Annotated in this window: 12 protein-coding genes; 6 read left to right on the plus strand and 6 right to left on the minus strand. The window is 68.3% G+C overall.

Annotated elements, in window-relative coordinates; all coding sequences use genetic code 11:
* Positions 1–68: 68 nt before the first annotated feature.
* The 3 genes from AAHB16_RS30415 to AAHB16_RS30425 form a co-directional block, all read right to left on the minus strand.
* Positions 69–7,937: a two-partner secretion domain-containing protein gene (locus tag AAHB16_RS30415; protein WP_342052732.1), complete on the minus strand. Its 7,869-nt coding sequence runs from the start codon at positions 7,935–7,937 to the stop codon at positions 69–71.
* Positions 7,938–7,942: 5 nt separating this feature from the next.
* The gene (locus AAHB16_RS30420) at positions 7,943–9,685 is read right to left on the minus strand and encodes a ShlB/FhaC/HecB family hemolysin secretion/activation protein (RefSeq protein WP_342052733.1); all 1,743 of its coding nucleotides are present in this window, start codon (positions 9,683–9,685) and stop codon (positions 7,943–7,945) included.
* 148 nt (positions 9,686–9,833) lie between these two features.
* Entirely contained in the window at positions 9,834–10,727 is an 894-nt protein-coding gene (locus AAHB16_RS30425; protein WP_150372662.1) for a c-type cytochrome, read from the minus strand.
* Between the two features lie 284 nt (positions 10,728–11,011).
* Between AAHB16_RS30425 and AAHB16_RS30430 the strand changes: the two genes are divergently transcribed.
* The 5 genes from AAHB16_RS30430 (at position 11,012) to AAHB16_RS30450 (ending at position 20,477) form a co-directional block, all read left to right on the plus strand.
* A complete protein-coding gene (locus AAHB16_RS30430) occupies positions 11,012–14,458 on the plus strand; it encodes a diguanylate cyclase (protein WP_150372663.1) in 3,447 nt (1,148 codons plus the stop codon).
* A gap of 224 nt (positions 14,459–14,682) precedes the next feature.
* On the plus strand, positions 14,683–16,014 hold the full coding sequence (locus AAHB16_RS30435; protein WP_150372664.1) for a dicarboxylate/amino acid:cation symporter: 1,332 nt from the start codon (positions 14,683–14,685) through the stop codon (positions 16,012–16,014).
* A 152-nt stretch (positions 16,015–16,166) separates the two neighbouring features.
* A complete protein-coding gene (locus AAHB16_RS30440; RefSeq protein ID WP_342052734.1) occupies positions 16,167–18,074 on the plus strand; it encodes a sensor histidine kinase in 1,908 nt (635 codons plus the stop codon).
* 4 nt (positions 18,075–18,078) lie between these two features.
* The gene (locus tag AAHB16_RS30445; protein ID WP_150373874.1) at positions 18,079–19,443 is read left to right on the plus strand and encodes a sigma-54-dependent transcriptional regulator; all 1,365 of its coding nucleotides are present in this window, start codon (positions 18,079–18,081) and stop codon (positions 19,441–19,443) included.
* Between the two features lie 434 nt (positions 19,444–19,877).
* Positions 19,878–20,477: a helix-turn-helix domain-containing protein gene (locus tag AAHB16_RS30450; RefSeq protein WP_342052735.1), complete on the plus strand. Its 600-nt coding sequence runs from the start codon at positions 19,878–19,880 to the stop codon at positions 20,475–20,477.
* A 137-nt stretch (positions 20,478–20,614) separates the two neighbouring features.
* Here the strand turns inward: AAHB16_RS30450 and AAHB16_RS30455 are convergent, their stop codons facing one another.
* Together AAHB16_RS30455 and AAHB16_RS30460 are read right to left on the minus strand one after the other, a co-directional pair.
* The gene (locus AAHB16_RS30455) at positions 20,615–21,730 is read right to left on the minus strand and encodes an ornithine cyclodeaminase (RefSeq protein WP_342052736.1); all 1,116 of its coding nucleotides are present in this window, start codon (positions 21,728–21,730) and stop codon (positions 20,615–20,617) included.
* Between the two features lie 54 nt (positions 21,731–21,784).
* Positions 21,785–22,681 carry a dimethylarginine dimethylaminohydrolase family protein gene (locus AAHB16_RS30460; RefSeq protein ID WP_342052737.1) on the minus strand — a complete coding sequence of 299 codons (897 nt, stop codon included), beginning with the start codon at positions 22,679–22,681 and terminating at the stop codon, positions 21,785–21,787.
* Between the two features lie 133 nt (positions 22,682–22,814).
* On the opposite strand from AAHB16_RS30460, the gene AAHB16_RS30465 reads away from it, so the two are divergent.
* Positions 22,815–23,237 (plus strand): Lrp/AsnC family transcriptional regulator, encoded by a 423-nt coding sequence (locus tag AAHB16_RS30465; RefSeq protein WP_150372669.1) that lies wholly within the window; start codon positions 22,815–22,817, stop codon positions 23,235–23,237.
* Here the strand turns inward: AAHB16_RS30465 and AAHB16_RS30470 are convergent.
* Complete coding sequence (locus tag AAHB16_RS30470; RefSeq protein WP_342052749.1) at positions 23,225–24,931, minus strand: chloride channel protein; 1,707 nt, start codon at positions 24,929–24,931, stop codon at positions 23,225–23,227. The two genes, AAHB16_RS30465 and AAHB16_RS30470, sit on opposite strands and share 13 nt — an antisense overlap.
* Positions 24,932–24,968: the final 37 nt, after the last annotated feature.

The following is a 24,968-nucleotide window of genomic DNA, read 5'->3' on the forward strand; positions in this document are numbered from 1 at the left end:
CCCGGGGGCCGGGGCGCGGCCCTTTCCCCCCGCCGGCGGGGGGCCAGGGGCCGCTCCCGACCCATCGCCTACTGCTTCGCCCAGTACTCCCCCCTGTTACCCAGCGGCTTGAACATCGTCGTGTTCTGGCCCCGCGAATTGGTGGCCGCGAACACGTTCGAGTTCGGGTTGTAGTAAAGACTGTTGCCCGAAGCGTCCGACTTGGTCTGCGTCCCCGCGGGCGGATTCGACGTGAATTGCTGCGCGCCCGCCGCGTACTCGAACCAACGGTTGTACTGGGGAAACTCGTGCTTGTGCTTCTGCCAGTGATCCTGGGCGTTCTGCGTTGACGACTTCCAGCCCGAGGACGCCCACGACTCGCCGGGCTTGCCCAGTGCGGCGGCATCCGCGATATCGGCCCTCGCCTTCGTGCCGTTCGCCAGCACCTTCACCGGCCGGCTCTGTCCCGTCATCTCTGCCTGGATGCCGCGACTGCCCAGTTCCGCCGTGACGTCGCCGAGCATGCAGCTCGATCCGCATCCCACCAGCGCGACTTTCGTGACGTTGCCCCGCGTCCCCGCCGCCTGCGCGACGAGGTCGGCAACCTCCGCCGCGGTCCTGCCGCCCAGCGTCGGTACGGTCCCGCTGCCGCCATGCCCCACGACGGCAACCTTGACGTCGCCGGCCGGCCGCGACGGGCCCGTATCGTCTGCCACGCCCTCCGCGCCAACCTGCAGCAGCCGCGTGCCGGGGTGCTTGCGGGCCAGGGCCTGCGCGGCCCTCGCGGTCACGGGGTCGTCGCCTGCCTGCACCACGACCCGATCGGCATAGACGCGCTTTGGCACCGGCTCGCCCGTGAAGATGTCCTTGACCGGCCGATGGCGCGACGCTTCCGTTTTCTCATGCTCCCGCAACAGCACGTAGGTCCGCGTATCCGCCTGCTTGTGCCCCAGCACGTCGAACCGCGTGTTGGGCAGGAACACGACCTCCGCCTCGTCGTTGAGGCCCATTCCCGCGATGTTCCTGCCGCTGCGACCGCGGATATGGAACACCGTGGGGTACCCCTTGACGCCCGGGGTGACCCCCATGTTGCTCGCGAAATGTTTGGCCACATGCGGCGACGCCGAGCTCGAGGTGAACGTCCGGCTCATCACGACATCGCCGCGGTTGACCTTGTTGCCCCAGATATCGGACGGCGCGTGGACACCGCGATAGGTGACATCCGTATGGTCCGGAAGCTTGCCGAGCGCACCCCGCAATCCGTTGGGCTTGTCCCACTTGACGATCGGCCCGGCCCCGCCATCCGGCCGATCGTAGTAGCCCCTGTTGAAGGGGGCGGAGCTCCCCACGTACTGGTCGATGAGCCTCTTGTCCGGGTCCGTCAGACGCACGTTCTCTGTCCGATGCCGGTCTCTCATCAGCGTGGCCGTCTCCGCCTGCGTTGCCGCCTTCTCCTCCCTTCGCTGCGCCTCCGGCACATCGCGCGTCAGCGCCCTGAAGGTATTCTTGCGGTCCCGCGCTGCCTGCCAGCGTTCGAAGAGGGAAGGCGCCCACGGATAGCCGAACGGCCCGAGCGCGTAGGTGTCCATGACCGAGGCCACTGCCTTGCTTCCGGTGGGGAGCACCTTGATGTTCCCGCTCTGACCCGTCACTTCCGCCTGGATGCCCCGTCTGACCAGTTTGTCCGTGACGTCGCCGACCATGCAGTCGGTATCGCAGCCCACCAGCGAGACCTTCCTGACCGTGCCCGCCGTTCCGGCCGCCTGCGCGACGAGCCCGGCCACCTCCGCCGCCGACCGCCCGCCCAGCTTCGCGTCCTTGCCTCCGCTGCCGTGCCCGACGACGGATATCTTGACGTCGCCGCCGGGCGCGCGCGACGGCCCGCTGCCGTCCGTGGCACCCAGCCCGTCCGCCTGTACGAGCCGTGTGCCCGGATGCTTGCTGGCAAGCGCCTTCGCCGCGTATGCGGTTGCCGCATCGTCACCGGCCTGGACCACGACGCGCTCGGCATAGACCCGCCTGGGCACCGTCTGGCCCGTGTACATGTCCTTGACCGGCTTCTTGCGCGACGCTTCCGTTTTCTCGTGCTCCCGCAACATCACGTACGTGCGAACGTCGATCTTCTTGTGCCCCAGCACATCGAAGCGCGTGCCGGGCCGGTACAGGACTTCCGATTCGTTCATCGTCGTGTTGAGTCCGGCGATATTCTTGCCACTGCGGCCACGAATGACATACATCGTGGGGTTTTCGCTTGCGTAAGGCGAGCTCGAGAATTCGTGCGCAACGTGCGGCGACATCGACGTCGACGTGAACGGCCGGCTCACCACGACGTCACCCTTCCTGACTGTCTTGCCCCAGATGTTCGCCGGCAGATGATCGCCGCGGTAGGTGATGCCCTCATGGCTGGGAAGCTTGCCGAGCGTGCCTCGCAGCGTATTGGCGTTGTCCCAGCGGATCGGCGGATCGGCGGTATCCCCGGGGCGCCGGATATACGGATCGTTGAACGGCCGGGAGCTCAGCACGTACTGGCCGATCTGCGCGCCATCCATGGCGTTGGGACGCACGCCGCGGCCCCGGAAATCGTCCCACATGCGCTGGGCGGCGTCTGCCTGGGTTGCCGCTCTTTCGCTGCTGCGCCGGGCTTCGGGCACGTCCCGCGCGGCATCCCGGATGAGCGCGCGGCGCTCCTGCCATGCGCCAATGCGCCCGGGCAACGGCAATGTGTTGCCGGTCGATGGCGTGGATGACGTCGATGGCGTTGATGACGTGGGCGACCCGTGGAGGACCTTCGAGATCGGAAACAATATTGCATTGCCCGTTTGCGACAACGCGGACGCCACCGGATTGCCATACGGCTGGTACGGCTTCATGTCGTTGTACGACACGCCGATCGTGTAGGGGCCGGGCGTCGAGAATACGGTTTTCCCGGTCGCGTTGGCCAGCGCCTGTGCCTGCGAGAACGGACCGCCGCAACCGCCATAGCAGGTCTTCAGATCGATGCGCCGGACCTGATCGAGGCTCCCTCCTGCCTCGGTCACGACGCGATCGACGGCCTTGGCCACCCCCTTTGCATTGGCGCGATTGCCGCTATTGAACGGCGCGCCATGCGTTTCGATCGTCACGATCGGCTCCCCGCGCGTATAGGCGATATAACTATCGGGGCCGAACACGCCGTCACGCACCGTCGCGGCCCTGGGCCGTGCAAGGGGCTCGCGCGCAGGGCTCGGCGCGAGCGGCGCGCGCGCCGTGCCTCCCTCCAGATCCAGCGTCAGGCGCTTCATGCCCGGCGAAGGCGCAGCCGGCCGGCGCCCTCCACCCGCGGGCATCACCATCGGCGGCGCCACGATATCGAGATTCTTGTTGCGCGCGACATCTTTCTTCAGGGCCGTTTCCGTGAGCGTGCCGCCGTACGTCTTCTGGGTGTCGGGCGCGCGTGCCGTGAGCCCGGCGAGCGTCATGTCGCGCCCCGACATCAGACTGACCTGCACACCCGCATCGACTTCCGTACCGATCTCGCGCTCGCGGAATTTCTCTCGCGAGCCGACGAACGCCCCATCGGAACTGAAGCCTGGCGACCCGCCGACGGTGCTGATCCCCAGGCCGCCCCCGGTCCGATCCGACTGGTACAGCGAGCGGATCGTCGCGGCCCCGAGTACGAGGTCGCGCCCGGCCCGCACGGTCACCGTTCCTTCGCTGGCAAGCCGCGTCGCCACGAGCGTGGCGTCGTTGCCGGCCTGCAGGTCGATGTCTCCCTGTTTCGACGCGATGCGCACCGGCGCGACGTCGTCCTCCTCGCGCACGGTCTGGCCCACGTTGGCGCTCGCGCTCGCCGCCATCCAGCTCGTACCGGCGCCGAGCGAGCCGTTCGCGGCCAGGCTTTGCGTCTTGCCGCGGCGTTCGGTCCGGGCCGCATCGAGCTTCAGATCGCCCCCCGCCGCAATACGGATGTGCTGCCCCGCGTCGATCCGCGTACCTTCCAGCCGTGCCTCGCCGGTCGCCTGCACGAATACGCTGCCTCCGGCGCCGACATGCCCGCCAGTCGCGATGGATGCACGGCGATTCAACTGGTTGCCCTGATAGTCGCCGTTGCCGCTCACGCCCGGATTCACGACATCGACCTTGAGGTCGCCCCCCGCATTGAGGTCGCTGCCCGTCACGGCCGACACCTCGCGCGCGGCGGCATAGTCGAGCGTCGCGGCATCGATACGGACGTCGCCGCCCGCCTCGATCGATGTCCCCTCCAGCCGCGTGGCGCCTGTGCTGCGGCTCGACACATTGCCACCCGCCTTGATCCGGCCCGCGATCTGCGTGCGGCCCGACTCTCGCTCGTCGAACCCTTCCTTGCGATAGCCCACCGTGCCTCCGGCCCCGAAGCCCATCCCACGCGTCATCGTGCTGGCGCCCTGCCCGGTGGCCGAGGACGTTGGCACGCCCGCCGACGCCGAACCGTACACGCCCACGCGCAACGTGTCCCGGCTGCGCTGGTCCGAGCGATGCACGGTATCCGCGGCCGCCTCGCCGACGATCGTCGCCGCCTCTTGCGTCAGGTTGCGCCCGGCTTCGATGCTGGCGCCGACATCGCGCAGCGTGCCGCCGGCATGGCGCGCAAGATCGCGTCCCGCCACCAGGCGCGACGCGAGCGCGTGGGTGCTGCCGGATTGCCCATCGTCAAGCATGAGCGAAGTCCTCGCACCGCCTTCGCCATTCGCCCACATCGAGGGCAGACCGCCCGACTGCGCGCCGCTGGCCTGCGCCCCGATCCCTGCCTGCGCGCCCGCGTTGAGCGTCAGGTAAGCACCGAGCGCCGCCGATCTGCCCGAGGTCCGTTCGGTTTTCAGGTTCTCGGCGACCACGCTCTCGAGATCCCATCCGGCCAGCCGCAGATCGCGTCCCGCCGCGAGCAGGGAGGCCCGCACCGTCAAGGTCTTCGCGGCGCTCGCCACGACATCGCCCGCGGCACCCATGGCAGCAGACCGGAATGACGTGACATCGACGTCGCGCGTGCGCGCATCGTGTTGCGCGACGTCGTACCCGATGTCGAGCGTCGCCGACGCGTTGCCACGCAGCGTCGCCCAGTTGTCGTCATCGCCCTTCCTGCGACCCCCGATGCTAGCGGCCCCCGTGGCGGACGCCGCGGCGGACGTCGACACCATCCACCCGATGCCCATGCTCTCCGTCGCCGTCCCGATACTGACCGCGTCGCGTGCCGCTTCGATAACGACCTTGGCCGCGCGCGCATCGAGGTCGCCACCCGCTTCCACCGCGCCACCTTCGAGCCGGATGTCGCCCGTGGCATGCGCGCGCAGGTTCCCGCCGGTACGCAGCGTCGATCCGATGGCGGCCGACTCCTTTATCGTGTCGCGCTGCGTGTCCCGGCCGTAGAACTTGAACCCCATCGACCCCTCCGCGCTCGCGCTGGTGCCACCGGCGCGGACCACGGGTCGATTGCGATACACCTGCAGGATGCCGCTCTTGTCGACCGAGGCCGACGACTCGAGGCTTTCGCCGCCTGCGAGTACGAGGATGTTGGCGGCGACGATCGACCCCGCACCCGCGGCCACGACCGTCGAGCCGCGCAGGAACACATCGCGCCCGGCTTCGAGATCGAGCGCGCCGCCCGCCTCGAGCGTGGCGCCTACGTTGCGGCGCGCGACACTTCCGCGGGTCGTCTTCTCGGTGCCGTAGAGCGAACCGTTGACACCGAGCCCGCCGGTATCGACGTCATCCCACGTACGGATCTGATTCTGCTGCGATACCACGCCAATCGCATCCGACGCACGCACGAACAGCGTGCCGCCCGCCTTGACCGCCGACGCGCTGAACAACGCCGAGCCATCGGTGCGCACACGGAGGTCGTGCCCGGCCACCAGACTGCCCACGTGCTGCGTGATAGCGGCCTCCCCGCCCGTCGTCCAGGTGACCCCCGCACCGAGCTTCGGTTGCATGGTCGGGGTCGAATCCCCCTGCATCGTGACCACCGCGTCGAACAGCACGCCACGGCGCGCGCCGAGGTCGATGGCCCCCGCGGCACGCATCGCCCCGCCGAGATTGACGATATGCCCGCCCGCGTCCAGCGAGAGCGCCTCGCCGGCCTCGATCGTGCCGATCGGCCCACGCTGCGAGAGGTAGAGCTGGGGCGTCCCGTTACCCATGACCAGCGTGCGGTTGACGATATCGCCCTGCCGCGAAAACAGCGCGACGCGACGGCCCGCGAGCACGCCCGACCGGTTCGCAATACTGCCGACGCTGGCAACAGTCAGCGCCTGATCGCCCGCGATGCGGCCGCCGTCGTTGACAAGCGCGGCCACATCCAGCTGGAGGTCACGCCCCGCGATCGTGGCGGCGCCCGACTGCGCGCCGTCGTTGATCAGGCGCAAGCGTGCCGCGCGCACGGTATCGGCCCGAACGGTCGCCTGCATCGCGGGACGAAACTCGGACAGATAGGCGGCCTGCGCGCCGTTGTAACGGCAACCGGGATCGTATGCCGCGCCGCCGTCGCGGCAATGGGTCCACCCGTATTTTTCAATGCCGAACAGCGGCCCGATGATCTTGCGCGTCTGCGTGGAAAGCGAGGTGTGGCGCTGGGTCTCTTCGGCAATCCCCTCGTTGTGGAACACGGCGCTGCCGTCGGCGTGCAACCCACGCAGGAGCACGGCGTTGCCGGCGCTGAGCTTGCCGCCCAGATTGTGGCCGCGCTGGAACGCCATGTTCAGCGTATCGCCGGCGTGCATCGTAGCCACGCGCGGTTGTACGCCGGGCGCGAACATCCGGGTCTCCGTCCATGTCGCGCGATAGTCCTGAAAGAAATCCCGGTTGCCGCCGCTGCCGCCATCGTCGTAGGCCTGGCCATGCGCCTCCCTGACCTCGGCGCCCCTGACCCAGACCCGCTGCGTGGCGCCTGCGGATTCATTGCGCACCACCGCGGCTTCGATATCGATCGTTGCGCCACCTTCGAGATCGCCCTGATTGAGCAGCTCGCGCGCGCGCACGGCCAGCATGCGGCCGGCTTCGAGACGCCCCGTGTTGGCCAGTGTTTCACCCGCCTGCAACCGCAACTCGCGTCGCGCGGTGACGCGCCCGAAGACCTGGATGCCCCTGGCGGCCTCGATGTGCAGATCGTCGGCGCGGGCCGCAGCCTGCCCGCGCATGCGTACGCCCGTGCCCGCCTCGGTGGCAACGATCCGGATGCGGTCGGCATACATGCCGCCAAACAGGGTGCTGTCGATGGCGAGCTTCGGCGCGTCGCCATTGCCTGCCAGTGGATGCGCGACCGCGCGGTTCGCGCGTTCGTTTCGCATGGCCCCCGTGACGATTGCCAGATCACGCGCGCGCACGACACCGTCGAGCCGCACCGCGCGCGCAAGCAGTTCGAGCGCGCGGGAGTCGGTGGCGTCGAGACCGGCGCGCTCCACGCGGATATCGCCCTGCGTCACCTCGAACCCGCCGAGCGACCGATCGGGGTTCAGGTAGGGCACGCCCGTCGTCAGCGTGACGCTGTCCGTGTTGACGAAGCTGCAGCCCGAACACGTCACGCCATAGGGATTGGCGACGATCACGTCGGCGCGCGCGCCCAGCACCTCGGCGGCACCGGCGAGCGTGCTGCGGTTGTTGGTCACGACCTCGTTGAGGATAAGGCTCGCGGCCTCGGTCAGATTTGCATTGGCGGCGACCTGCCCGGCCAGCTGCGACACTTGCGGGCCGCGCGACGCCACCGTGTTGTTCAGCACGAGTCCGTTCGCGTCGATGTTGAACGCGTCGTAACGATTATGGGAAAGCCCCGCGGCATTTGGGGCGTCGATATCGACGACGGTCGCACCATTGGCGGCGCTGTGCGCGCGGGTGTGGCCGCTGGCGGCGGCAACGGAAACGGAATGGCCCGACTGCGCGCGCGCGGTCTCGGGCGCCACGGTCCAGGCCGCGGCGGCAATGCTCCATACGATGCGATAGACGTGGTTCATGGTGGTCAGAGATCGAAGGTCAGGCGCATCCCGAAGAGCAGGCCTTCACGCATGCGCGGGCTCGGCGCGCTCACCGCGCGCGAGAGTTGGGCATCGACGCTCATGCCCCGCCACGTGGCGACGACACCGAGCGCGACACCGGAGAGCGCTCCGCCCGGCACGCCGCGCGCGATGCTGCCAACGCGACCCCAGTCGAAGCCGACATAGGCACGCCCGACGAGTGGGCCGCCCGGAATGGTTTGCACGCGCCACGGGAGGCCGGCTTCGGTCCGGAGCAACAGGCCGCTGTCGCCGCTGAGCGAGTGATCGAGAAACCCGCGCACGGTGCCCGGGCCGCCAATGACGAACTGCTGGGAGCCGAAGAGGCTGCTGCGGGCAAGCTGGCCCGTCAGCCGCGCGGACACGGTTAGCGGTGCGCCGGGCACCGGCAGGACGCCTGTGCGATCGCTGTAGCCAAGCTCGTAGGTCAGCTTCGTGAACTGCGCATGCGGCAATTCACGCGAAAGCCCTGCCGGATCGCGCCGCGTGCCGAACAAGGACAGGCCATGCGCGATGCCGACGCGGCCGCCGAGCACGCCGCTGCCGATGCGCCGTGTCACGTCGGCGCCCACTTCCGCGTACGACAGATTGCGACTGGCCACGCGAAGCAGGATGTCGTCCGCCCAGGTCCGGCTCGATTGCACCGCGAGCCGCGCGGACACGGTCACCCGGGTGCGCTGGTCGCGAAGGACGACGTGATCGACCCCGACGCCATAGGTATTCGTGGCGCCGCTGACCGCCAGCCGCGCGCCGCGTGGCAGCGCGAGCGTATTGACGTAATCGGTCCGGCTGACATCAAGCGCGAAAGTGCGATAGCCGAGCGGGAGTTGCGCGCGCAGCCCCGTGGCCGCCGATCGATGCGCGCCGCCGAATGGAAAGATCGACTGGCGGCGCGTGACCGAGATCTGCTCGTTCGCGCCGAGCAAGCCCTCGAACGTGGCGACGGCGGATACCGCGTTGCGGCCTGTCGCGGTCGTGCCCAGGTTGTCGTACGCGGTCAGCAGGCTCACGGGCAGGCTGGCCTCGTCCTTCACGACCACGACCGTCTGTCCCGGCGCGGTTCCGGGCCGCAGTTCCAGTCGCGCGCGATGCGAGCGCAGGCGATTGATCTGCTCGAGTCCCTGCTCCAGATCGCGCAGGTTCAGCACGTCTCCGGGCTTTGCCGGGAATACGCCGCCGGGCCAGATCGCGCCCTCCGCGTCGTAGCGCTCGATGGTCCCGGCGACGATATCGATATCGAGCACGCGCCCATCTGGTTCCGGGTCCGGGCCGCGCCGATCGTCGCGTAGATAGGCACGCGTCGTGATCAGCCCGCGATCGAGAAACGATTGCGTGATCGATGCCAGCAGGGTTTCCAGTTCCGCGGCACCGAGGCAGCGGCCGGCATATCGTTCCGTGATGCGCGCCGATACGGGCGCCGGCACGAGGGACGTGTCGCCGTGCAGGGCGATCGTATCGGCAGGTCTGCAATCGCCGCCGATATGGGGGCCGTCGGCTGGCGGCAGCAGAACCTCGCCGGCGCCGCCGGGCGGCGGCGCCTCGCCCAGCGCGCGCCGCTGCATCTCCTGCAGCTGTTCGCGCTGCTGTTGCTCCAGTACCTGGCCGTGCCGCGACAGCGCGCGCTCGCCCGGCCCGGATGCCGCGCATGGCGGGAGCGCGCACAGGAGCGCGCAGGTCGGGATCCATCGCAGGAAGCGGGCATGAGGCACGGGTGAGTTCCAGTCGCCGATTGGACGATGGACTCACGGTATGCCCGCGTATTTATTTCCCGTTTTTTATTTTATCAATCTTGATGAAACCAATATTTATTGGAACTGGAAACGTCAATGGAAATATTTAAAAAAACCAAAGCGGTTTTTACTTCAGGCTTCGCAGATAGCGATGCAGCGCCTCCAGATCGGTGTCGTTCATGTACGCGAACGACGCGAACGGCATCACGCGGCTGACATCCGTGCCGTCGGGCCGCTTGCCGGTGCGCATCATGTTCACGAAACCGGCGGCATCTTCATAAGGTTTCATCGCGCGCGAATCCGCGTGCAGATTGGCCGCATCGGGCCAGTCGGGCGGCGCGCCCGGGATCTTGCCGCCCCGGAGGCTGGCGCCATGGCAGCCCATGCAGGCATTGGCCACGTAGGCGCCGTACGCGACCGTCGGCGCGGCGGCCACGGCCGACGCGGGCGGCAGCGCATGATCGATCTTCTCGGCGGCGTCCTTGACCACGCCGGCGCCATAGAGCCCGCGCACGTACCATGGCATCGTCACCTGGCCGGGCTTCGCCCCGCCGGCCGTCGGCGGCAGGCTGCGCAGATAGCCGACCAGCGCGGCGAAGTCCTCGTTGGACAGGCGGTTGTAGTCCTCGCTCGGCATGACCAGCAGCGGCCGGCCGGACGGCGCGACGCCATGGCGAATCGCCAGATCCCAGTCCTGCGGCCGGTAGTTCGCGATGGTGGGATTGGCCGAGGTCAGGTCCGGCGAACGCACATAGAATCCGTTGGGTTCGTCGAACACCACCTTGCCGGCGCCGTTGGCGCCGTGGCACTCCATACAGCCCCGCGACAGATAGAGGTACTTCCCATGCGCGAGCGAGGCCGCGTCATCGACATAGGCAACCGGTGGCAGTTCCGGCACCTTGACCGTCCGCTGCATTTTCTGGCCGCCCCAGTACCAGGTGCCGCCGACGGCGATCACCACGACCACGACGAAAGTAACCAGTGCGGCCGAGGCAATCCGGAAGAAACGCGCGATATCCATGGGGAGCCCTCTCTTTTCTTATGGTGCCGCCCGATTCCAGCGGGGCGGGCATTCGCGATCTGTGCGCGATGGTACAGACTTCGCGCGGGCCATCGACCCAATGTTTTTCGGCTCCGCACGCTTTGCGCGCAGGCGCCCTACCAAAATTCCGCTAAAGATGCCAGCCCCAACAAGGCACCCTCGTCCCGCCTATCTCTGGCCTCAAACAGCCGTTGGCGGCCTTACAGTGCGGTCTAGCCTCGGGATCGTGTGACCATATAAAACCCGAAAACGAACAGATCCGCATGACGCCAGATTCGGCCGCCAATTCGCGCAACACGCCCAACGCGACGCACGCCCCCGCGATCGCGCCGGCGCCCCTGCCAGCCCCCGCCCTGCCGTGGCGCCCCCTGCTGCTGGCCGGCGTCGGCGCGTTCGTGCTGGCGGCGTCCGGTATCTGGCTGTCCCGGCTGCCCGGCAATGCCGCCGCGCTATGGCTGGCCAACGCGTTCGGCCTCGGCATGTTGCTGCAGCGGCCGCGCTATGAGGCACGGTGGCTGCTGGCCGCCATGTTCGCGGGCTGCCTGCTCGCCAACTGGGTGGGCGGCGATTCCGTCATCGTGGCGGTGCTGCTCTCCTGCGCTAACCTGCTGGAAATTGTCTGTTCGGTGACGTTGCTGCGGCTGATGAGCGCCCATATGGGGAACGTGCGCTCAGGGCCGCTTGCCAGTTTCGCGCTGACGCTCGGGGTGGCCGCGACGGTCGGGCCGGCCGTGGGGGCGCTGGCGGGCGCGGCGGCGCTCGCCCAGGCGTATGGCACGCCGTTCACGCGCGTCTGGTGGACCTGGTGGAATGCGAGCGCGCTCGGCATGGTCATGCTGCTGCCGCTGATGGTGTCGGTCACGCGTGCGCGCGTCAGCGCGACGTTCCAGCGCGGCCTGCTGGTGCGTCTGACGATCCTGCTGGTCATCTCGGTGGCCATCGGCGCGGTCGCGGTCCTGCAGTCGCATGACCCGTTCGTCGCGATGTCGCTGCCGCTCGTGGTGGTGGCGCTGCTCAGCAACCCGTTCGCGACGGCCGTGCTGACGCTGATCTCGACCCTCGCGGCGGAGCTGTTCGCCCTGGCGTCGGGCGCGCCCGACGTCGCAATGCAGAGGCTGCCGCTCTCGGCGGCCGCGATCATGGTATTTCCGGTCTGCATCGCGCTGATGACCGAACAGAACCGCGCCGGCCGCGCGCATCTGCGCAACAGCGAGCGCCGCTTCCGGCAGGCCATGGAACACTCGGCCATCGGCATGGCGCTGGTCGGCCTCGACGGACGCTGGCAGATGGTCAACCGCGCGCTGACCGACCTGCTCGGATACAGCCCCGACGAATTCCGCGGCCGCCCGTTCCAGCTCATGACCCACCCGGACGACCTCGCCGCGGACCTGCGGCAGGTGGAACGGCTGCTGGCCGGCGAGATCGATTCTTACCGCATGGAGAAGCGTTACCGCCACAAGGAAGGGCACTACCTGTGGGCGCTGCTCGCGGTATCGCTCGTGCGCGACGAGATTACCGGCGAACCCGTCCACTTTATCTCGCAGGTGGAAGACATCAACAGCCGTCGCCTGGCCCAGGAGCAGATGGAACAGCTGTCGCGCCGCACGCAGCTTGCCGTGGAAGCGGGTGGCGTGGGGATCTGGGAATGGGATTTCACGAACGCGTCCATCACGTGGGATGCGCGGATGCACGCGCTGCACGGCACCACGCCGGAGCTCGGCACGCCGACGCTGGCCGAGTGGATCGCGATGCTGCACCCCGAGGACGTGAGCCGCGTGAGCAGCGAGATGCGCCAGGCCATCCGCGGCCTGCAGCGCTTCGATACCGAGTACCGCATCGTGCGGCCGACCGGAGAGATCCGCCACGTGCGCGCGATGGCGATGGTGTCGCGGCAGGAGGACGTGCGCGCCGGCGATCGCGACAGCGGCATGACGCGCGCGCTCGTCGGCACCAACTGGGACACCACGGAACAGCGCCGGCTGACCTCGGCGCTGTTCGAGGAAAAGGAGCGGCTGCAGATCACGCTGCGCTCCATCGGCGACGCGGTAATCTGTACCGATGCCGCGATGCGCGTGACGTTCCTGAACCCGATCGCCGAGCAGCTGACCGGCTGGAGCATGGACGCCGCGATGGGCCAGCCGCTCGAGCAGGTGTTCCGCATCGTCGATGAACTGACCGGCGAGGTGATTCCGAGCCCGGTCGAGCAATGCCTGCAATCGCTGCGCCCCGCCTACCTGCAGGAGGGCGCCGTGCTGCAGAGCCTGACCGGCGAGCGCCACGACGTGCAGGACTCCGCCGCGCCGGTGCTCACCGGCAATGGCGACGTGCTCGGCGCGGTGCTCGTGTTCCAGGACATCACGAGCTCGCGCGCGCTGCAGCGCGAACTCGCACATTCGGCCACGCACGATGCGCTGACGGGCCTGCCCAACCGCGCGTGGTTCGAGAAGAAGCTGCGCGAGGCCTGCGAATCGGCGCGCCAGCACGGCCATCGCAGCGCGCTGTGCTTTATCGACCTGGACCGCTTCAAGATCGTCAACGACACGGCCGGACACGGCGCCGGCGACGTGCTGCTGCGCGAACTCGGCTACGTGATCCGCCACCATGTGCGCCCCGACGACCTGCTCGCGCGCCTCGGCGGCGACGAATTCGCGCTGCTGCTCAAGGACTGCACCGTCGATCAGGCCGACCATGTGTGCCAGAAGGTCATCGATGCGATTCGCGGCCGCCGCTTTCCGTGGGACGGCCGCGTCTACGACGTGGGCGCCAGCATCGGCATCGCGGCCATCGACAGCGAAGTGCCGCCGGTCGGCGAACTGATGAGCCGCGCCGACGTGGCCTGCTACGCGGCAAAGGCCGCGGGCCGCAACCGCGTATCGGTCTACCGCCGCGACGAAAGCGACGCGCGCCGCCACCACCGCGAACTCGAAGTCGCGGCGGGCATCCACTCCGCGCTCGAGGCCAACCGCTTCCGCCTGTATGCGCAGGAGATTCGCGCGCTGCGGCCCGAGTCGGACCCCGCCTGCCATATCGAGATCCTCGTGCGGATGGTCGACGAGAACGGCACGCTGATCATGCCCGGCGCGTTCATCCCGGCCGCCGAGCGTTACGACCTGATGGGCCATATCGACCGCTGGGTCATCCGCAACGTGCTGCACGACTTCGGCCCGCGCCTCGCGGCGATTCCCGGGTTGTCGGTATCGATCAACCTGTCGGCCAACTCGCTCGGCGAACCGTTCCTCCTGCCCTTCCTGCACGCCGCGCTCGACGAATCCGTGCTGCCGGCCCGGCGCATCCGGCTGGAGATTACCGAGACCGCGCTGATCAACAACATGTCCGCCGCCAACCGCCTGGTCGCCGAGATGCGCCGGGCAGGCTGCACGGTCGCGCTCGACGACTTCGGGGCCGGGCTGTCCTCGTTCTCTTACCTGAAGCAGTTTCCGGTCGATTACCTGAAGATCGACGGCAGCTTTATCCGCAACCTCGCCGACAACGTCGTGGACCGCGAGATCGTGAGCTCGATCAACGATATCGGCCATCGCCTCGGCGTGCGCACGGTGGCGGAGTCCGTCGAGGACGAACAGACCCTGCATACGCTGCGCGCGATCGGCGTGGACTATGCGCAGGGCTATGTGATCGGCCGCCCGATGCCGCTCGAGAGCTTTATCGCCGGCGCCACGCACCAGGCGGCGGAAACGCCGCCCGCGCCCTGACCCCTTCCTGAAGTCGTTCGGATTTCCGAACACTTGCACGCCACCGCCGTTCGGACTCCCGGACGGCGCGGCCGGCGCACTTCCATTTCCCCTTTGTATTCATGGCCTTACATCAGGCCAGGCGGTCCCGCGCGCTGGCATGGCTCGTGCGATTCCGGGGCGCGCGTTTTTTCGCGCCGCGTTTCCCATAACGAGAAAGCTGCCACAGGAAGACAAACCCCACGATGAAACTCAAACGACTGCCCACCCTGATCTTCATCGCGATGCTGCTCGGCGTACTGGCCGGCACCGCGGCGCACCATCTGGCCCCCGACGCGGACACCGCGAAATCGATCGCCGATCATCTCTCCATCCTGACCGACGTGTTCCTGCGGATGATCAAGATGATCATCGGCCCGCTCGTGTTCGCGACGCTCGTCTCGGGCATCGCCAGCATGGGTGACGGCCGGGCCGTCGGCCGAATCGGCGCCAAGGCGATGCTGTGGTTCGTGGGCGCGTCCGTCACGTCGCTGCTGCTGGGCCTGATCATGGCCAACGTGCTGACGCCGGGCCACGGCATGAACCTGCCGCTGCCGCCGGCCGACGCGGTATCCAGCGTCAAGACCGCCTCGCTGAACCTGCGCGACTTCATCGCGCACATGTTCCCCAAGAGCTTCGTGGAGGCGATGGCCACCAACGAGATCCTGCAGATCGTGGTGTTCTCGCTGTTCTTCGGCTTCGCGCTCGGCACCGTCAAGGACGGCGTTGGCAAGCCCGTACTCGCCGGCATCGAAGGCCTCGCGCAGGTCATGCTCAAGGTCACCAACTACGTCATGGCATTCGCGCCGATCGGCGTGTTCGGCGCGATCTCCGCGGTCATCACGGCGCAGGGCCTCGGCGTCCTGGCCGTGTACGCCAAGCTGCTGGGCAGCTTCTATCTGGCGCTGGCGCTGCTGTGGGCCGCCCTGCTTGCCGGTGGCGCGCTCTTCCTCGGCCGCGGCGTGTTCTCGCTGCTGCGCGCGCTGCGCGCCCCGCTGATGATCGGCTTCGCCACGGCGAGCAGCGAGTCGGCCTACCCGAAGGTCATCGAGCAGCTCACGCGCTTCGGCGTCAAGCCGCGCATCACGAACTTCGTGCTGCCGCTCGGCTATTCGTTCAACCTCGACGGTTCCATCATGTACACGTCGTTCGCCGCGCTGTTCGTCGCGCAGGTGTACGGCATCCATCTCTCGCTGACGCAGCAGATCACGATGCTGCTGGTGCTGCTGGTGACCAGCAAGGGTATTGCCGGCGTGCCGCGCGCCTCGCTGGTCGTCGTGGCCGCGGTGCTGCCGATGTTCGGCCTGCCCGAGGCCGGCATCCTGCTCGTGCTCGGTATCGACCACGTGCTGGACATGGGCCGTACCGTGACCAACGTGCTCGGCAATGCCATCGCCACCACGGTGGTCGCACGCAGCGAAAACGCGATTGGCGCACCCGATCTTTCCGAAGATGAGGAAGACGAGGACATCGACAGCCGCGACGTCTCCACGCAAGGGGCAGGCCTGGGCACGAGTCAGGTTCTGGCCGGCAAGTAACATCGCCGCCAGCCCATGCGAGGGCCCTGCCGCCGATCCGGTGGCAGGGCCTTTTTTCATGGCTTGACGTTGTCTCAGCAATAATTGCTTAGTCAATATTTGTCTGCGCCGATTTCTCTCGGGCTTTGCCTTGATGTGGTAAAAGGGCTGCCATGCAGCACGAAGACCCCGTCATTCCGTCCACCGTCGCCACACCCGCAAGACCCCGCGTCGCGCTCTCCCTGTTGGCCCTGCTGGTGCTTGCCGCGCTGATCGCCGCGGCGGGCTGGTTCGGCTATCGCTATACCTACGACGGCGCGCTCGCCCGCCAGGCCGAGCGCGGCCAGGTTCAGCTGCGGCTCTATGCGCAGGCGCTCGACAGCGAGCTCGCGCGCTACGACTACGTGCCGAGCCTGCTGTCGCTGGACGCGCGGATCGACGCGCTGCTCCATCATCCGCAGGATCCCGCCCGCGTCGCCGATGCCAACGTCTACCTGTCCGCGCTCAATGCGCGCGCGGGCACGCGCGTGGTGTACGTGCTCGATGCGCAGGGGCATGTCGTCGCCACCAGCAACTATCAGCGCCCCGACAGCTACCTCGGCGAAGACCTGAGCTTCCGCCCGTACTTCCATACGGCCATCGAAGGCCAGCTCGGCCGCTTCTACGGCGTGGGCACCACGCGCAGCGAGTCCGGCTACTACCTGTCCGCGCCGCTCGGCGACCGCGATCATCCGTCGGGCGTGGCCGTCGTCAAGATCGGGCTGGAACCGCTCGAGAACCGCTGGCAGGGTGCCGACAGCCAGATGCTGCTCGCCGACGAGAACGGCGTGGTCATCCTCGCCTCCGATCCTTCATGGAAGCTTGCCGCGGTGCGCGAGATTCCGCCCGACCTGCGCGCGCGGCTCGACCAGACGCTGCAGTACAACCGCGCGCCGCTGCCGACGCTTGCGCTCTCCACGGTCCGCACGCTGGGCACGGGGCCGGGCCCCGGTGGCGACGCGCTCGTCAAGCTGCGGCAGGGGCCGCCGATGCTCGCGCAACATGCGTCCCTGCCCGGCACGGGCTGGGACCTCACGCTGCTGACCAATACCTCCCAGGCCCGCGTGGCCGCGCTCAACAGCGCGGCGCTGGCCGGCGTGGCCACCGCCTTCGTGCTGCTGCTGGCCGCCGCGTGGAACGTGCGCCGCCGCATCGTCAGCGAGCGGCTGGCCGCGCGGCATGCGCTGGAGGCGGCCAACAACGAGCTCGAACGCAAGGTCGCGGAGCGAACGTCGGACCTCTCGACCGCGAACCAGCAGCTGCACGCCGAGGTCGCCGAGCGCATCCGCACCGAGTCGTTCCTGCGGCAGGCGCAGGACGGCCTCATGCAGGCGGGCAAGCTCGCCGCCGTGGGCCAGATGTCGGCCGGCATCGCGCACGAGCTCAACCAGCCGCTGGCCGCGCTGCGCACGCTGTCCGGCAACGCCTGCAAGTTCCTCGATCGCGGCGACGCGGCCACCACGCGCGACAACCTCGAGAAGATCATCGCGCTCGTCGAACGCATGGGCCGCATCACGGGCGCGCTCAAGTCCTTCGCGCGGGACCCCGCCAGCGGCCCGCGCCGCTGTGCAAAGCTCGCGGATGCGGTGGACAACGCGCTGTTCCTGATGGAATCGCGCGTGGCCACGACCCGGCCCCAGATCGATCGCGACATCGACGCGCACCTGACGGTCGCGTGCGACCCCAACCGGCTGGAACAGGTGCTCGTGAACCTCATCGGCAACGCGCTCGATGCCACCGCCGGGCAGCCCTCGCCCAAGCTCTGGCTCCATGCATACGAGAGCGGCGGCCTCGTGCACCTGACCGTGCGCGACAACGGGCCGGGCCTTTCCGAAGAAGCCTTCGCGCGGCTGTTCGAACCGTTCTTCACGACCAAGCCCGCGGGCGAGGGCCTTGGCCTCGGCCTCACGTTGTCGGCCGGCATTCTCAACGAGAGTGGCGGCACGCTGACCGCGATCAATCACCCCGACGGCGGTGCGTGCTTCACGCTCGCGCTGCCGCAGGCGATCGGCAAAGTCCGGGAGACATCCCATGACCGCTGAGCCCATGCCGCGCGATCTGGCCGTGACGATCGTCGAGGACGATCCGGACGTGCGCCTCGGCTGCGAGCAGGCGCTGCGGCTCGAAGGCATTCCCACGCGCACGGCCGCGAGCGCCGAGGCCGCGCTGCGCGATATCCAGACGCAGATGGAAGGCGGGCTGCATCCGGGTATCGTCGTCACCGATGTCCGCCTGCCGGGACGCGACGGCATGTCGCTGCTCGCGGCGCTGCGCGAGCAGGATCCCACGCTGCCCGTGATCCTCATCACGGGCCACGGCGATGTGAGCCTTGCCGTCCAGGCGATGAAGCAAGGCGCGTACGACTTCCTCGAAAAGCCGTTTTCGCCCGAGCGGCTCGTCGATGCATGCCGCCGCGCGCTCGAGCAGCGCCGGCTCACGCTCGAGGTAGCCGGGCTGCGCGCCCAGCTGGCCGCGCGCACGTCCGTGGCGAGCCGGCTGATCGGCAATTCGCCCGCGATCGAGCGGCTGCGCGCGCGCATCGCCGACGTGGCCGATACCGGCGCCAATGTGCTGATCCACGGCGAGACCGGCACGGGCAAGGAACTCGTCGCGCGCTGCCTGCACGAAGCGAGCGGCCGCCATGCGCGCCATTTCGTCGCGATCAACTGTGGCGGCCTGCCCGAACAGCTGTTTGAATCCGAGATCTTCGGCCACGAGGCCGGCTCGTTCACGGGCGCCACGCGCCGGCGCATCGGCAAGATCGAGCACGCCGCGGGCGGCACGCTGTTCCTCGACGAGATCGAGAGCATGCCCATGCCAATGCAGATCAAGCTGCTGCGCGTGCTGCAGGAACGCACGGTCGAGCGGCTCGGCTCCAACCAGCCCGTGCCCGTCGATGCGCGCGTGGTAGCCGCGACCAAGGCCGACCTGCGCGCGCAGTCCGATGCCGGCGCGTTCCGCGCGGACCTGTACTACCGGCTCAACGTGATCACGCTCGCACTGCCGCCGCTGCGCGAGCGTCGCGAAGACGTACCGCAGCTATTCGAGCATTTCGTGGCACAGGCCGCGCTGCGTTTCGATCGCGAGCCGCTGCCCGCATCGCCTGCGGAGATGTCCGCGCTGATCGCCTATCCGTGGCCCGGCAATGTGCGCGAACTGCGCAATCTGGCAGAGCGCCATGTCCTCGGACTCGGCTGCCGTCCTGGCGATATGCACGAAGGTGGCGACGGCGGCGGAGCCGTCGGCGACGGGCCGACTGAACTGTCGCTGCCGCAGGCCGTCGAACAATTCGAGCGCGCGCTCATCGCCGATGCATTGCGCCGCCACGACGGCAACCTCTCCCGCGCGAGCGAAGCGCTCGGCGTGGCCAAGACAACCTTGTTCGACAAGGTTCGCAAGTACGGACTCTGAGCCATTGCGGCGTGATTTTTTGGAGGCGCAAGCGCGAACCGTTATCATCTGCACATGCGCATCGGGACCGATGATCCATAAGGACTAGGTCGAACGGTGGGCGAGATCGTTCGGATTTCATCGGCTTTTCCGTCGCGCCGGTCCACCAGAGGCCGCCGATGTACGTTAAACAACAAAAGTGCAACGCCAGTCATCGATTACCCTCTGTCATGCGTGCCCCATGCGAGGAATACTATGAATGGTGTGCGGTGCGGTTCGCCGTGCCGGGCAGGTGGCAAAGACCACCGCCGCCAAGCAGTACGACCGGCGGGGAGCGGGTCGAGTAGCAGGGTCAGTAGAATTCCGGCAGCCCGGTAATCACCGGCGTGGCGCGCCCGAAGGCGCCACGAGACGCGGCTTCCGCGTTGCGCTGCCGTTCGACAACGGGTGAGTGGATGAAACTGGATCCAGAACTGGCTGACAAGCCTTACTACAGCACGCGTACCGCAGCAAAGCTTCTCAATGTATCGCTGGGCACTGTCCAGAAGATGGTCGAACGGGGCGAACTTGGCGCCTGGAAGACCAACGGCGGACATCGGCGCATTCACAAGGAAACGGTGCACCGCCTGCTGGCATCGCGCGCCGCGCCCGATCTGCAGGCGCCGCACGATCTCGACCTCGTGGTGTTCCACCCGAACCACCAGGAGGCGCAGCGTATCAGCGCGCAGCTGGGCAAGTGGTCACTGCCGCTGAAAACGCAGGTGCTCGAGGACGTCGTCGATACCGTGATCACGTCGGTCGATGCGCGGCCGCGCGTGGTCCTCTACTACGTCGAGGAACTCAACGACGCCGAGTCGGCGATCATCGAAAAGCTGCAGAACTTCTTCGCGCGCCAGCGCGTGATCTTCGCGGTGATTACCAATCGGCAGGCCTACGATGGCGTGGCCGACGCCCTGCAGCACTGGGGCATCATGGTGTTCCTGAAGACACCGTCGCTGGAAGAAGTCAAAGGCTTCCTGCGCGCGCAACTGATGATGGGCCGCGCCGGCGCATAAGCCCGTGCCCCGCGGGCGCCACGCGCCCCCGGTACAGCGCCCCCGGTACAGCGCCCCCGATAGAGCGCCCGGCGCCGTCACCGCGACTTGCGGTGCGGGCCGGGCGTTTTGCTTCCCGCGTTTTGCCTCCCTAACTCTTAAGTAAGAGCCACCTTCACAACGCCGCCCTCGGTCTTTGCGGCCGACGCGTCCTCTCGCATCATCCACCCGTAGAGGTCGCGGGGGTCGCGTGGTGTTGCAACCAACGCAAAAAACTCACCGGCGTCGTTCGACAGCGCCACATTGTGGAGCCATCGTAGCGCTGAAAAATCTTCGAGCGCGAAGCCCACCGAATCGAATATCGTGACCTCCTCGCGGGTCTCGCGGCCCGGCGAGGTTCCCGCCAGGACTTCCCATAGTTCGGTCACCGGCGCGTCGGGCGGCAACTGCTGGATCTCGCCCTCGATGCGCGTCTGCGGCGCGTACTCGACGACGATCCGGGCGTTGCGGAGGATGTCCGCATGCAGCTCCGTCTTGCCCGGACAATCGCCGCCGACGGCGTTGAGGTGCATGCCCGGCGCGATCATCTCCGGCGCAAGAATCGTGGCGCGGGTCTTGTCGGCGGTGACCGTGGAGACGATGTCCGCGCCCGCCACGGCGTCTGCGATCGATGCCGCCGCCACGATGCGCAGGTCCGGCACATGCGCGAGGTTCCGCGCGAGCCGGTCCGTCGCGCGACGGTCGATATCGAAGGCGCGAATCTCGCGGATACCGAGCAATGCGTGGAACGCCAGCGCCTGGAACTCGGCCTGCGCGCCATTGCCGATCAGCGCCATGGTCTTCGCGTCCCGCCGCGCCATCGCCTTCGCCGCCAGTGCGGAGGTGGCGGCGGTGCGCAACGCGGTGGCCAGCGTCAGATCCGCCAGCAGCAGCGGATGCCCCGTGCGCACGTCGGCCAGCGCGCCATAGGCCATCACCGTGGGCAGCGCGTACCGCGCGTTGCGCGGATGGCCATTGACGTACTTGAATGCGTGCAGCACGCCATCGCTGACGGGCATCAGTTCGATCACGCCCACGTCGGAATGGCTTGCCGCGCGCGCGGACTTGTCGAACGCGGACCAGCGCAGGAAATCTTCGCGCAGATGGTCCGCCAGCTGCACGAGCGACTGCCTGACGCCGATGGCGCGTACGAGGGCCGCGACATCGCGCGCGTCGAGACATCGCGTGAGGTGGGAGGGGTTGCCGCCCGGTGTGTCGCGTGGTGTGAGCGTCATGATCCGCGTCTCCGATGGTGAGGTTCAGGCAGGACCGGCAGGACGGCGCGCGCGCTATGCCGCCGCGCCACGCACCGCGTCATGCATCGCGACCGCTGCCGTGCCGTCGCGGTCGAGCCGCAGCGTCATGCAGTACGCACCGCCACCGGACAGCATGAACGGCGACAGATCGACCTCGCGCAGGCGGTAGCCGCGGCGCGCGAACTCGGTGCGCAGATGCGGCGTGGTGCGCGTCATCACGACCTGGTCGTCGAGGTTGACCGCATTGACGCTGAAATGCCGCAGGTCGTCCTCGGTCGCCTCGATGCGAAGGCTGGCGGGCACGCGCGCATGGATCTCGCGCAGGGCCTGCTCGCCGAATGCGGGCGGGTAGTAGAGGACTTCGCCACCGGCAAGCGGGCAGAAGCAGACGTCGAGGTGATAGCTGTGTTCGGTGGCCAGCTCCAGCGCGACGACGTCGCGATCGAAGTGCGCGGACATCGCGTCGGCGGCCTCGCGCGACGAGCGCGGACCGAAGCCGGCCCAGAAGTGGCCGCGGGAGGCGTCCCAGATGCAGTCGCCGGCGCCCTCCTGATAGCAGCCGTCGGGCAGCGTGGCCACGCTGTCGATCCAACCGCGCGCGCGCAGCGATTCGAAGATGGCCGCGAACGGCGCCTCCTCGCCCTGCCGCTGCGGATAGCGGAAGCGCGCGAGCACGGCCTTTCCATCGAGCACCACGGCCGCGTTGGCCGGGAACACCATGTCCGGCTGCCCCGGCGCGCCCGGTGCCACCTCGACCGCGAAGCCCGACGCGTCGAGCGCCTCGCGCAGCGCGTCGAACGACCGCATCGCGTTGCGATGCATGCCGCGCGGGTCGCGCGCCCAGGCCTGCGGGTCCATCCATGGGTTGATGCTGTAGGAGACGTCGTAGTGGGTCGGGGCAACAACGAGAATGGTCGGGCGTTGGATCATGGCAGTCGGCATCCGAGGTGGGAATGCGTGCATTGTGGGTCGCCTGCGCGCCAGCCTGAAGCGCACATATTGGACAAATTGCGCGACTGGGATAACAATTCGCTAGCCGTCACTCGCAAATTGCCAAACCGCCATGGACGCCACCGATCAGCAGTTGCTCGCGCTGCTGCGCGACAATGCCCGCACCCCCGTGACCACGCTTGCAAAGGTCCTGCGCATCTCGCGGGCGACCGTGCAGAACCGGATCGACAAGCTCGAGCGCGATGGGTTGATCGTGGGCTACACGGTGCGGCTCAAGCCCGAGGCGGAACCGCATCGGATCCGCGCGTGGATGACGGTGGCGGTCGAGGGCAACAAGGCGCGGCAAGTCCTGCAGGCGCTGCGCGGAGAGCCGAACGTGCAGGCGCTGCACACGACCAATGGCCGCTGGGACATCATCGCGGAACTGCGCGCGGACACGCTCGAGGCCTTCGACCGCACCCTCGACCGCATTCGCCTGATCGACGGCATCTCCGCGACGGAGACGAGCATCCTGTTGTCGACCTACAAACTCTGAGCAAGCGGCCGCTCGCGCGTGGTCTCTTCGTCGAGCACCCGACGGCTCGGCGCCGCGAGGTCCCGCAGCGAGACGATGCCGACGAGGCGCATCGAGGCCAGGTCGGCCACCACCGGCAATCGCGCGACGCCCAGCGTGGCCATGCGCCCCGCCGCGGCGCGGCCGGTATGCGTGGGGAGCAGGACCGCGCTCACCCCATCGGATGGCGCGGGCAACAGATCGCGGCACGCAAGCGGCGCGCCCGGTGCCTGCGCGGCAGCGTCGATCGCCGCGCGATTCAGCATGCCCAGCACACGCCCGTCGCCGACGACCGGATACGCGCGATGCGGCGCGCGCTCGCCGAAGTAGCGGCCCACGGCCGCTTCGAGCGGCAGATCGCCATCGATCGCCATGACGTCGCGCGTCATCAGATCGGCCACATGCGCATGCTCGAGCGGATCGACACCGTACTCGCGCCAGATATGCAGACCGCGCCGTGCAATCTTCTCGGTCATGATCGACCGCTTCATCGTGAGCACGGAGAACCCGTAGGCCACCGCGGTGGTCAGCAGCAGCGGCAGCAGCGCCTCGCTGTCGTGGGTGAGTCCGAACGCGAACACGATCGCCGTCAGCGGCGCGCCGAGCACGCTGCCCAGCACGCCTGCCATGCAGACGAGCGCCCAGAGCGAGGGCGAGCCGCCGGGCAGCCACGGCGCAAGCACCACGCCGAGCCCCGCGCCCAGCATCAGCAGCGGCGCGAGCACGCCGCCCGAGGTTCCCGAGCCGAGCGCGGCGACCCAGATCACGGCCTTGACGGCCAGCAGCGCCACCGCGACCTCGATGGCGAGGCGGTTGTTGAGCAGATCGCCGATGACGTCGTATCCGATACCGAGCGCGCGCGGTTCGAAGTAGCCGCCGATGCCCACCACGAGCCCGCCGAGCGCGGGCCACCACATCCAGTGCATGGGCAGGCGGGAGAATGCGTCTTCCGTGCGATACAGCGCCAGCGTCAGCCCCGCGCCCAGTCCCCCGCACAGCAGCCCCGCGACGATGCACGCGCCGAGCGCCATCACCGACACGGGCGCCGTCTGCAGCGGGAACAGCGGCCCAGGCTCGAAGACAAGAGCACGCAGGAAGCCCGCCACCGCGCAGGCGAGCGCCACCGGCAGCAGGCTGCGCGGCCGCAATTCAAACAGCAGCAGTTCGATGGCCAGCAGCACCGCCGCGACCGGCGTGCCGAAGATCGCGGTCATCCCCGCGCAGGCGCCGGCAACGAGCAGCGTCTTGCGCTCGGCCGCGCTCAGGTGGAGCAGCTGTGCAAGCAGCGACGCGATCGAGCCGCCGGTCATGATGATCGGACCCTCCGCACCGAACGGCCCGCCGCTGCCGATCACGATGCCCGAGGACAGCGGCTTGAGCACCGCGACCTTCGGCGACATGCGGCTGCGGCCGAACAGCACGGCTTCCATCGCCTCGGGAATGCCGTGCCCGCGAATCTTGTCGCTGCCGTAGCGCGCCATCAGGCCGACGATCAGGCCACCGATCACCGGTAGCGCGACAACCCACAGGCCGAGCGTATGGTGCGCGGGCGAGGTCTCCGCAAACGACAGCGTCCGATAGAAGAACAGGTTCGTGAAGAACCGGATGAGGTTGACCAGCACCCACGCGGCGCCGGTACTTACGCCGCCCAGCAGGAGCGCGATACCTGCCAGCATCGGCAGGCGCCCATCCACGGCGTAGTCGCGCCGCCCG

Source organism: Cupriavidus sp. OTU4054, from assembly GCF_038440175.1.
In the GTDB taxonomy this organism is placed as follows: domain Bacteria; phylum Pseudomonadota; class Gammaproteobacteria; order Burkholderiales; family Burkholderiaceae; genus Cupriavidus; species Cupriavidus pauculus_D.